Source organism: Nocardia sp. NPDC056000, assembly GCF_042269265.1.
Classification (GTDB): domain Bacteria; phylum Actinomycetota; class Actinomycetes; order Mycobacteriales; family Mycobacteriaceae; genus Nocardia.
This window is the reverse complement of record NZ_JBHJXS010000021.1, coordinates 131,112-141,257: the sequence shown is the minus strand read 5'-3', so window position 1 is coordinate 141,257 and position 10,146 is coordinate 131,112. Positions and strand designations below refer to the sequence as shown.

General features: G+C 67.3%; 10 protein-coding genes. 7 read left to right on the top strand and 3 right to left on the bottom strand.

Annotated elements, in window-relative coordinates:
• Nucleotides 1-39 precede the first annotated feature (39 nt).
• The 6 genes from ACFC4D_RS43940 (at nt 40) to ACFC4D_RS43915 (ending at nt 6,585) form a co-directional block, all read left to right on the top strand.
• Nucleotides 40-1,011 (top strand): oxidoreductase, encoded by a 972-nt coding sequence (locus ACFC4D_RS43940; RefSeq protein WP_376072548.1) that lies wholly within the window; start codon nt 40-42, stop codon nt 1,009-1,011.
• Nucleotides 1,012-1,178: 167 nt separating this feature from the next.
• Nucleotides 1,179-1,745, top strand: coding sequence for a hypothetical protein (locus ACFC4D_RS43935; protein WP_376072537.1), 567 nt, complete (start codon nt 1,179-1,181; stop codon nt 1,743-1,745).
• Between the two features lie 309 nt (nt 1,746-2,054).
• Nucleotides 2,055-3,275, top strand: a complete 1,221-nt coding sequence (locus tag ACFC4D_RS43930; protein WP_375954932.1) for a cysteine desulfurase family protein — start codon at nt 2,055-2,057, stop codon at nt 3,273-3,275.
• Between the two features lie 2 nt (nt 3,276-3,277).
• Complete coding sequence (mnmA, locus tag ACFC4D_RS43925; RefSeq protein WP_376072534.1) at nt 3,278-4,399, top strand: tRNA 2-thiouridine(34) synthase MnmA; 1,122 nt, start codon at nt 3,278-3,280, stop codon at nt 4,397-4,399.
• Between the two features lie 196 nt (nt 4,400-4,595).
• On the top strand, nt 4,596-5,642 hold the full coding sequence (locus ACFC4D_RS43920) for a methionine synthase (protein WP_376072531.1): 1,047 nt from the start codon (nt 4,596-4,598) through the stop codon (nt 5,640-5,642).
• 103 nt (nt 5,643-5,745) lie between these two features.
• Nucleotides 5,746-6,585 carry an SAM-dependent methyltransferase gene (locus ACFC4D_RS43915; protein WP_376072528.1) on the top strand — a complete coding sequence of 280 codons (840 nt, stop codon included), beginning with the start codon at nt 5,746-5,748 and terminating at the stop codon, nt 6,583-6,585.
• 3 nt (nt 6,586-6,588) lie between these two features.
• On the opposite strand, the gene ACFC4D_RS43910 is transcribed toward ACFC4D_RS43915, so the two are convergent.
• On the bottom strand, nt 6,589-6,960 hold the full coding sequence (locus ACFC4D_RS43910) for a hypothetical protein (RefSeq protein ID WP_375954925.1): 372 nt from the start codon (nt 6,958-6,960) through the stop codon (nt 6,589-6,591).
• 79 nt (nt 6,961-7,039) lie between these two features.
• Complete coding sequence (locus ACFC4D_RS43905) at nt 7,040-8,293, bottom strand: ATP/GTP-binding protein (RefSeq protein ID WP_375954924.1); 1,254 nt, start codon at nt 8,291-8,293, stop codon at nt 7,040-7,042.
• Between the two features lie 149 nt (nt 8,294-8,442).
• Here ACFC4D_RS43905 and ACFC4D_RS43900 point away from each other — a divergent pair, with 149 nt between their 5' ends.
• Nucleotides 8,443-9,237, top strand: a complete 795-nt coding sequence (locus ACFC4D_RS43900) for a metalloregulator ArsR/SmtB family transcription factor (protein WP_364632738.1) — start codon at nt 8,443-8,445, stop codon at nt 9,235-9,237.
• A 13-nt stretch (nt 9,238-9,250) separates the two neighbouring features.
• Here the strand turns inward: ACFC4D_RS43900 and ACFC4D_RS43895 are convergent, their stop codons facing one another.
• Nucleotides 9,251-10,099 (bottom strand): LysR family transcriptional regulator, encoded by an 849-nt coding sequence (locus tag ACFC4D_RS43895; RefSeq protein WP_376072524.1) that lies wholly within the window; start codon nt 10,097-10,099, stop codon nt 9,251-9,253.
• Between the last annotated feature and the right edge of the window lie 47 nt (nt 10,100-10,146).

The window sequence follows — 10,146 nt, the reverse complement described above, 5'->3', positions numbered from 1 at the left end:
CCCGACGCCGGGCGTGCGGCGCGACTAACCTCGACAGGTGTGTCGAACCGAAGTCCACGCGAGCCCGGTGCGGCAGGGCCGTGGACGGCGGCCGATATCCCCGATCTGACCGGTAGTACGGCGGTGGTCACCGGAGCGAGCGCCGGGCTCGGAGCCGAAACCGCGCGCCAACTCGCCGCTCGTGGCGCGCGGGTGGTGCTGGCCTGCCGCAGCGTGGATAAAGGGGAGTGCGTCGCGGCATCGATCCGGCAGCGGAGTCCGGACGCCGAATTATCGGTGGTACAGGTGGATTTGGCGTCGCTGGCATCCGTGCGCGGCGCGGCGGCGTGGGTGCGCGAGCGATTCGATCGGGTCGATCTGCTGGTGAACAACGCGGGCACGCTGTTCCGCGACGGGCCGCACAAGACCGTGGACGGTTTCGAGCCGACGTTCGCGACCAACCATCTGGGCCATTTCGCTTTCACCGGACTGCTTTTGGATCTGCTGACCGCCGCACCGGCGGGCCGAGTGGTGGCGGTCAGCAGTCGCGCGGCCGGTTATCGGCGTACCGTCCTGGATCTCGGTGACCTCACCTATGAGCGGCGCGCGTACAAACCGATGTTCGTCTACGGGCAGTCCAAACTCGCGAATCTGCTGTTCGCCTTCGAATTACAGCGCCGGCTCGCGGATGCGGGCGCATCACTCATCGCGCTCGCCGCCTACCCCGGGGTCGCGGATTCCGATTTCAACAAGAACCTCGGCGGAACGGCACGGTTTCTCGCCAGACCCGAAATGCGCTGGTTCTCCCAACTTCTCACCCAGACCACCGCGATGGGCGCATTGCCGACATTGCGAGCGTGCACGGATCCGTCGATGAATGGCGGCGACTACATCGGGCCCAACGGCCGGACCAAGGGTCATCCGGTCCGCCGCGAGCCCGCCCCGCGGGCGCTGGATCGGCAGCTGGCAACCGATCTCTGGGCGGAATCCGAACGGCTGACCGGTGTGGTCTATCCCTTCCCACTCCCTTGAAGGCATATCCGCGCACAGTCTGTTAACGTCCCGTCTCAGTTCTAATGGCGTGAATTCGATTGGGGCAAGGCATGATTAACGGTGGTCCGACTGTCAGGTCGACTGGCGCGCGAGATAGCGGAGAGCCGAGCGCCGCACCGGCACCTGCCCCGCGCAACCCCAGGACGATGTGGCTGGTCGGCGGGGCGGTCGCCGCCGTACTGCTGATCGGTGGCGTTATCGCCGTCGTCGTCACCAATTCCGATTCCTCCTCCGATAAGCCCGCGGCCAAGACGATCACCGAACTGCCCGATCAATGCAGCCTCATCTCCCCGGAAACCCTCTCCGCCATCGCCCCCGGTGCGGGCTGCCGCACACAGGCGTTCACCGGTAGATCGATTTCGGTATCCCCGACCTGGACGGTGGAATCGGGCCGGAACGATCCCACCGCGATCAACGTGACGCTCACTCGCACAACCGAACCCAAGCGCATGTACGACGACGCCAAGGGCGCGGTCGACCTGTTCAATTCCGCACACGACATCCAGATCTCGAACCCGCTCCAGATCGGCAACGCGGCGCAGGTCAGCGGCGGCAGATCCCGCATCAACCCCGCACTCTTCGAAGCCCGCGCCATCGGCCGCCTCGACAACGGCGCCGTCGCAACCGTCACCTTCACCTCCGGCATCGACGCCGCCACCGCGGTGGAAGGCGCCTCCCGAGCCCTATCCGACGCACTCGGAAAGCTCCACTGACAAGATGGCGAACGCGGGTGGCGAAACTCGACACCCCTTCGCGTGTGGTCGGTAAAAGTCGTAAGAAAATCGCCCCGGCGGCCCATTGGAACCCCGAGACGCCGACTGAATACATTTCGCGGCGATCGCGAGATGCCCAACTCGGTGCTGGTCGATATCTGTGATGAGTTGGGTATGTCCAAAGCGCCGTCGGTGAAATGTCCCGACGGGGTGCGCCGCGGGGAATACCCGGCGGTGGTCGGTGGGTTGGACCGCTGAGGGGATCCCCTGAGATTTCGCAGGTCAACGATGGGTTAGGCTTTGTCGGTTATGAAGTCGGCTTTCCCGGGTCCGGTCGGTGCCCAGACGGTCTACCTCGATCACGCGGCCACCACACCTATGTTTCCGGTCGCTGTCGAGGCGATGACGGCTGTCCTGGGGGCCGGTGGCAACGCGTCGTCGCTGCATGGGTCGGGGCGGGCGGCGCGGCGGTTGCTCGAGGAATCGCGGGAATCGATCGCGGCGGGGCTGGGGGCGCGGCCCTCGGAGGTGATCTTCACCTCGGGTGGGACCGAGAGCGACAATCTGGCGGTCAAGGGGATCTACTGGGCGCGGCGCGATGCCGAGCCGGTGCGCACCCGGATTCTGGTCAGCTCGGTGGAGCATCACGCGGTGCTCGATACCGTGGAGTGGCTGGAACAGCATGAGGGCGCGCAGGTGACGTGGCTGGAGGCCGACGCCGAGGGCGTCATCTCGCCGCGAGTGCTGCGCGAGGCGCTGGCCGCGCATGCCGAGGACACCGCGCTGGTGAGCGTCATGTGGGCCAATAACGAGGTCGGAACCGTGCAGCCGATCGCCGAATTGGCGGCCGTGGCACAGGAATTCGATGTGCCCATGCACAGTGACGCGGTGCAGGCGGGTGCGCAGCTGCCCATCGATTTCGGCCGGAGTGGTTTGGCCGCAGCGAGTTTCGCCGGGCACAAGGTCGGCGGACCGCACGGCGTCGGCGTGCTGCTGCTGGGCCGTCAGGTGTCCGCGGTGCCGCTGTTCCACGGCGGCGGACATGAGCGGGATCTGCGCTCGGGCACCTCCGATGTGGCGGGCGCGGTCGGTTTGGCCGCCGCCATTCGCGAGACGGTCGACGGAATGTCCGCGCGCACAATGGAACTCACCCGGCTTCGGGATCGGCTCATCCACGGCGTGCTCGCACAGGTGCCCGAGGCCATTCTGAACGGGCCCGGCGGCGACCGGCGACTGCCCGGTAACGCCCACTTCACGTTCCCCGGCTGCGAGGGCGATTCACTGCTCATGCTGCTCGATGCCGCCGGGATCGAATGCTCGACCGGATCGGCCTGCAATGCCGGTGTCGCCGGACCCTCCCATGTGCTGCTGGCCATGGGTGTGGAACCGCGACTGGCACGCGGGTCACTGCGATTCACCCTGGGACACAATTCGACCGACGCCGATATCGACGCCCTGCTGGCCGCGCTGCCGCAGGTCGTGGATCGGGCGAAGGCGGCCGGAATGGCCGGCGCGAAAGGAGGCTTCTAGAGATGCGAGTGCTTGCCGCGATGAGTGGTGGCGTCGATTCCGCGGTGGCTGCCGCGCGCGCCGTCGAGGCCGGACACGAGGTGGTCGGCGTACATCTGGCACTGTCCGCGAACCCGGGCACGCTGCGCACCGGATCGCGCGGCTGCTGCTCCAAGGAGGACGCCGGTGACGCCCGCCGCGCCGCCGATGTGCTCGGAATCCCGTTCTACGTCTGGGATTTCGCGGACCGCTTCAAGGAAGACGTGATCGACGATTTCGTCGCCGCGTACGCCGCCGGTGAGACCCCGAACCCGTGCCTGCGCTGCAACGAGAAGATCAAGTTCTCCGCGCTCGCGGATCGCGCGGTGGCGCTGGGCTTCGACGCGGTCGTCACCGGGCATTACGCCCGCCTCGAGGACGGCGTGCTGCGCCGCGCGGTGGACGAGGACAAGGATCAGTCCTATGTGCTCGCGGTGCTGACCGCCGAGCAGCTGTCCCGCGCCATGTTCCCGGTCGGCGACACCCCCAAGCCCCGCATTCGCGAGGAAGCCGCCGAACGCGGTCTCGCCGTGGCCAATAAGCCCGACAGCCATGACATCTGCTTCATTCCGTCCGGTGACACCCAGGCGTTCCTGGGTGCGAAGATCGGCATCCGCCCCGGCGCGGTGCTCGATGCCGACGGCACCAAGCTCGGCGATCACAAGGGCGTGCACGAGTTCACCATCGGCCAGCGCAAGGGTCTGGGCCTGCCCGGTCCGGCCGCCGACGGCAAGCCGCGCTACGTCACCGATATCGACTCCGAAACCGGTACCGTGCGTGTCGGTTCCGCCGCGGACCTGCAGGTCTGGACGGTGCTGTCCGACCGCGCCATCTGGACCTCGGGTGAAACCCCTGCCGGCGAGATCGAATGCGTCGCCCAGGTGCGCGCGCACGGCGGCACCGCCCCCGCGGTCGCCGAGGCCGTCGACGGCGGTCTCATCGTCCGCCTGCGCGAACCCCTCACCGGTGTGGCGCGCGGTCAGGCCGTGGTGCTCTACCTGCCCGACGCGACCGGCGATCAGGTCATCGGCAGCGGCACCATCACCGGGACCGAGCGCGAACCGCATTCGTACGCAACCGAACTGGTGTCGGACAACGCTCAGTGAGACCGGCCCCGCGGTAGCCGGGGCCGACGTACTGCTTTCCACGTCCCACCCGGTATCGCGGCGTGCATTCGGCTGGAACCCGCGATGTTCCCGGGTATTGCCCGGTGGTAACGTGCGCCGATCCAGGGCCTCGGCCTGTGCCGGTGCGACGTGCCGGAAATCGAATCTGTAGGGCCGAGTGATACGGGGTACGTGGATGAGCGAGATCGAGAGCGGTTCCGGTGTATTACAGGGCGGCATAGCGACCGGCGTCGGTTCGTGGCCGGGCGCGGACCCGCGCGAGGCCGCCGCCACCGTGGTGGGGGAGCTCGGAGCGCTGCCGCATCTGGTGGAGCTGCCGGGCCGCGGGGTCGGCGCGGACATGATCGGCCGCGTCTCGGCACTGCTGGTCGATATGCGCTTCGACAGCACCACGCGCGGCTATCGGCTCGCGGTGCGGCCCGGTGCGGTGTCCCGGCGCGCGAACGATCTGCTGCGCGCGGATATGGACGCGCTCGAAGAGGCTTGGGAGACCGCGGGTCTCGCGGGTAGCGGGCGGCCGATCAAGGTGCAGGTCACCGGGCCGCTGACGCTGGCCGCCCAGGTGGAGTTGCCGCTCGGGCATCGGGTGCTCACCGATTCCGGTGCGGTGCGCGATCTTTCGGAATCCCTTGCCGAGGGCGTGGCCGCGCATGCGGCGGAGCTCGGCAGGCGGCTGGGCGCGGATGTGCTGGTGCAGTTCGACGAACCGCTGCTCACCGATATTTTGGACGGCACGCTGCGCGGGGTGAGCGTGCTCAATACCGTGCGCGCCCTGCCGGAGCCGGAGGCGCTGCACATTCTCGACACCGTGATCGACGTGCAGCCGGGTCCGGTGCTGGTGCACACCTGCGCCGCCAAGCCCGCGCTGGGTTTCCTGCGCCGAAGCGGCGCCGCCGCAATCGGATTCGATATGGCGACCATCGGCGTCAAGGATCTGGATCGGGTGGGTGAACTGCTGGACGACGGCAGGCATCTGGTGCTCGGGCTGGTGCCAACGAGCGCCCCGGACAAGCCGGTCACCTGGCGCGAGATCGCCGAACCCGGTGTGCGCCTGATCGATCGGCTGGGTTTCTCCCGCCGCCTGCTGGCCGAGCAGATCCTGGTCTCACCCGCGTGCGGTCTGGCGGGCGCACCACTGTCCTGGGCGCGCCAGGCGCTGACCCTGGCCGTCGAAACCGCCGCCGTCTTCGCCGACGAACCGGAGTCGATCAACTTCGAGTGAGCGGCAACGACTTTCACCCCGGTCCCGGGCCGTCTAGCGTCGACGGTGGCCCGTCTGCCTATCGCGGGCCATGGGTCGCGAAGTTGGGGAGTGGGAATCAGTCATGACCGAAGCAGCAGCGCCGGTGCCGGTTGCCGGGGTAGCCATGACCGCGATCGGGATCGCGGTGGTCCGGGCGCGCGAGACCGAGCGCGCGGACCGGCTGTACAGCGATCCGTTCGCGCAATGGTTCGTCGACGCCGCCAAGCCGAGCTTCGCCGAACGATGGGATCAGCTCACACCGGTACTGGACCTGTTCTATCCGGCGCGCACCGTGGCCGTGCGGCTGGTCGATGACCGGGTGGAAGCGGCTGTGCGCGAAGGGATTCGGCAGATCGTGGTATTCGGCGCGGGCCTCGATACCCGGGCGTTCCGCATGGATCTGCCCGCGGAGACGCGTTTGTTCGAAGTGGATCTGCCGGAGACGTTCGCCTTCAAGGAGCCGGTGCTGACGCGCGGCGGGGCCACGCCGCGCTGTGAAAGGCATGTGCTGCCGGTCGATTTGCGCGACGACTGGGCGCAAGCGCTACCGGCGCAGGGATTCCGGCCCGAGGAGCCGACGCTCTGGGTGGATGAGGGCGTACTCGGCTATCTGCTACGGCCCGATGCCCGGCGGGTGCTCACGACCCTCGACGAATTGTCCGCCCCGGGTAGCCGTTTCGATCTCAGCAGTTTCGCGGTGGACCCGAACAGCGGTGCGTTCCTGGCGCTGCGGCGACTGGTCTCCGGGGCCGATGCGGGTGAACCCGAGGCGGCCGGTTTGGGGGCGGACATCGAGGAGTGGCTGCACGAGCACGGCTGGGACACCTCGTACCAGACCTGGGCCGAACAGGCCGCGTCCGTCGGCCGCCCGGACACCGATGGCGGTCCGGAGACCCGCACCATCGCCGCGATCCGCCGCTGAGGGTCAGTTGCCGGGATTGCGCTGCTGACGGGACCCGAAGTACGGCCGCACGCCCGGATGCGCGAGCTGCCAATGGTCCGGCTTACCCGCCGGATAGGTCACCGGGATCTGATCGCCGACGGCGGGCCACTGGTTGACGTCCCAGGCGAACCGCCCGTACACCTCGTGCGCGACCACCATGGGCCCGGAAATGCTGCCGCTGATCGTCACGTACTGCTCACCGGAGGCGTTCGGGAGCGGGCTCACCCCGGTCACGTACAGGAAGCCGGATTCCGGTTCGGCTATCGGCCCGCTGCCCCGGCCGCGCCGGAACATTGTGATGGTCGCGATCAGCGCACCACCGATCACCAGAACGAATAACAGCTGCATGAGCATGGCACCCACTCTAGGCGCGTCCGGCGGCCCGCGCCGCCGGACGGTTGCTGAAGAGTTGCTTTGAATCGGTCCCGATCGCTCAGTGCGGTTGCAGTTCGGAGGTCCCGATCGCGGTGCGGCGCACGCCCCACACCGTGGTGCGCTTGGTCTGCGACCGCCCGTTGCCGCGATCGATCAGCATGCGATTGGCGGTGGTGAACACCAATTGCGCGCCCTGGGTATTGGTTTCGGGATTCTGGAACAGCTGGATGAGGCTGTCCGCGGTCTCGGGCGTGAGATGTGAGTCGATATCGTCGGCGATGAGCACGCCGCCGGTGTCCAGGGCGTCCAGCATGGGCGGCAGCAGGCGCAGCATGGCCAGGGTGGAGCTGGATTCGTCGGTGATGTCGAACGCGGTGTCGATGCCCTCGTGCACCAGTCCCAGCCCGACGCCCCGCCGGTTGACCATGCGCGAGTACAGCGCATCGCGCGCCGCGAACAGGTTGGAGAGCTCACGCTGCAACAGCACCACGGTGATGCCGTGCTCGAGGAACAACTCCTCGGCGTAGCTCGCCGATACCGTGCAGGATTCGATTTCCTTTGTGGTGGTGGCGATATCGTTGTCGAGGTCGCGTAGGTAGTCGCCGTACATGGGATCGTCGCCGGGTAGCAGCAGATCGGTGATGCCCAGATCCGCCGAGCGCAGCAGTGTCAGCAGCCGCACCGCGTGATCGGTGGAGCGCGAGATGTGACTGCCCACCCGGTGCGCGATATCGGCCGGATCGGGCTGCCCGCACTGCACCTCCAGCAGCGACTGGAACCAGCGGTAGGCGGGTACCAGGGGTTCGGCGTACAACTGCCCGGACAGGCTCAGCAGCAAGGCATTCGGGCGCACCAGCGGCACCACCGCGCCCAGTCCGTAGCGCGCGGCCTCGAACATGGGACCGATGCGGATATCCTCGCCCGCGCGTTCGAACACGATGCGCTTGCGATTGTGCGGATGCGAATGCAGCCATTCTGCGCTCACATCGGCGTTGTCGAGCCGGAAGCCGTAGGTGTACGGGCAGCCCTCGGCGACGAACTGGGCGATGAATTCCGAAGGGCGGTCCGCGAATCCGAGATGCGGGGTGCGGACCGGACCGGAGAACGGGTCCCAGCCGGTGACGGAGTTGAGCACCGCGTCCCGCATCCGGTCGAGGGCGTCGACGAGGCTGGTCTTGCCGGTTGCGGCAGCGCCGTAGACGGCGGTGACGGGCGCGGCGACCGGGCCGTTGCCGCGGGTGAGCCGCAACTCCTGCGGTTCGGCGAGGGATCGGTGGTTCGCCACCTGAAAACTGCGCAACACCCTGGTCATCCTGCCGGTACGCGGGCGTTAAAGCGACTCGCCCGTATCGGACATGTTTCGCAAGAATGGCTTCCATTGACATGCATCCGAATGGTTGCCTATTATCAAACAGGCAACCCAATGGTTGCATGAAGTGCTCGAGTTCGAATGAGGTGCAGGTGGACGAGGTTTTCAAGGCGCTGTCGGACCCCAGCCGCCGTCGGCTGCTGGACAGTTTGAACGACCGCACCGGCCAGACCCTGCGCGAACTCTGTGCGGAACTGGAGATGACCCGTCAGGCCGTCAGCAAGCATCTGGCGGTGCTGGAGGCCGCGAACCTGGTCACCATTCGGTGGCGCGGCCGCGAAAAACTGCACTACCTCAATGCCGAACCGGTGAACGCCATCGCCGAGCGCTGGATCAACCGCTATGACCGCGGCCGGGTGCACGCCCTGGCCGACCTCAAAACCGCATTGGAGAGCGCCACCATGAGTGAGGAATTCGTCTACACCACGTACATCCGGACCACCCCCGAGCGCCTCTGGCAGGCCCTCACCGATCCGGCCTTCACCCGCCGCTACTGGGGCGCCACCTTCGAAACCGATTGGCAGCCGGGCTCATCCATGACCTGGGAGCAGCAGGGCTGGGTGAGCAAGGATCCCGAACAGGTGATCGTCACCGCCGACCCCTACACCACGCTGTCCTACACCTGGCATACCGTCGACAAGGCGTTCGCCGACCAATTCGGTTTCAGCGCCGAGGATTTCGAGCGGCTTTCCACCGAGCCCCGCTCCACCGTCACCTTCGAACTCACACCCGTCGGCGAGACGGTGAAACTCACGGTGCTGCACAACGGCTTCGGCCCCGAAAGCCTCATGCTCGCGGGTATCCGCGAGGGCTGGCCCGGCATCCTGTCCAACCTCAAGACGCTGCTGGAAACCGGGGAGACACTGCCGGAACCCACCGAGGACTGAGCCGCCGGGCGCGTTATTCGGCTGCGAGAGCGGCGAATTCGTCGATGAGCGGACCATGTCGATCGGCCACCCACGCCAGGCTCACCTGCCCGTCCGCGATATCGGAGACGGGGATATAGGTGACATCGGGCCGGGTGTAGAAGGTCGCGACCGACAGCGGTAGAAACGCGATCCCGCGCCCCGCCGCCACATGTTCGAGCTTCTCCTCGACGCTGCGGTACACCGGCACCGGGGGCCGCTCCGATTCGCCTGTGACAGCACGCCATTCGGGGACGATGTCGAGGTTCTGCAACAGCACGTCCCCGGCCAGATCCGCGATCTCCACCGATTGCTTACCAGCCAGGCGATGTCCGATGGACACCACAACGACTTTGGGCTCGGTGTACAGCTCGCGCACGCGGAGTCCGGTGGTGTCGATGGGCGGGCGCACGAAGCCGATATCGACCCGCCCGTCGTGCAGCACCGTGATCTGGTCGTCCCAGGTGGTGCGCACCAGTTCGATATCGAGGCCGGGATGGCGCGCGGCGAGTGCGCGCACCGGCGCGGTGACGATCAGCCCGGGCATGAATCCCACGGTGAGGGAATCGGTTCCGCGTGCCGCGCGCACGGCCCGGCGCTGTACCGCCTGGGCATCGAGGAGCAGTCGCCGAGCATCGGTGAGTAATTGTTTACCCGCCGCGGTCAGCACGGTGCCGCGCCGATCCCGCTCGAACAACGGCACCTCGAGTTCCTGTTCCAGGGCGCGAATCTGCCTGGACAGCACCGGCTGAGCGATATAGAGCCGCTCGGCGGCACGGCCGAAATGCAGGTGCTCGGCCACGGCGACGAAATAGCGCAGCTTGCGGAGATCGAGATCGCCCATGATGCCCTCAGGGTATTACAGCGGTGGATATAGGTCTTGGACGGACG

Coding starts and splice junctions, on each gene's coding strand:
- ACFC4D_RS43920 (WP_376072531.1), top strand. CDS start 4,596: ATGAGCGAGATCGAGAGCGGTTCCGGTGTATTACAGGGCGGCATAGCG.
- ACFC4D_RS43910 (WP_375954925.1), bottom strand. CDS start 6,960: ATGCTCATGCAGCTGTTATTCGTTCTGGTGATCGGTGGTGCGCTGATC.
- ACFC4D_RS43930 (WP_375954932.1), top strand. CDS start 2,055: ATGAAGTCGGCTTTCCCGGGTCCGGTCGGTGCCCAGACGGTCTACCTC.
- ACFC4D_RS43905 (WP_375954924.1), bottom strand. CDS start 8,293: ATGACCAGGGTGTTGCGCAGTTTTCAGGTGGCGAACCACCGATCCCTC.
- mnmA (WP_376072534.1), top strand. CDS start 3,278: ATGCGAGTGCTTGCCGCGATGAGTGGTGGCGTCGATTCCGCGGTGGCT.
- ACFC4D_RS43915 (WP_376072528.1), top strand. CDS start 5,746: ATGACCGAAGCAGCAGCGCCGGTGCCGGTTGCCGGGGTAGCCATGACC.
- ACFC4D_RS43935 (WP_376072537.1), top strand. CDS start 1,179: ATGTGGCTGGTCGGCGGGGCGGTCGCCGCCGTACTGCTGATCGGTGGC.
- ACFC4D_RS43895 (WP_376072524.1), bottom strand. CDS start 10,099: ATGGGCGATCTCGATCTCCGCAAGCTGCGCTATTTCGTCGCCGTGGCC.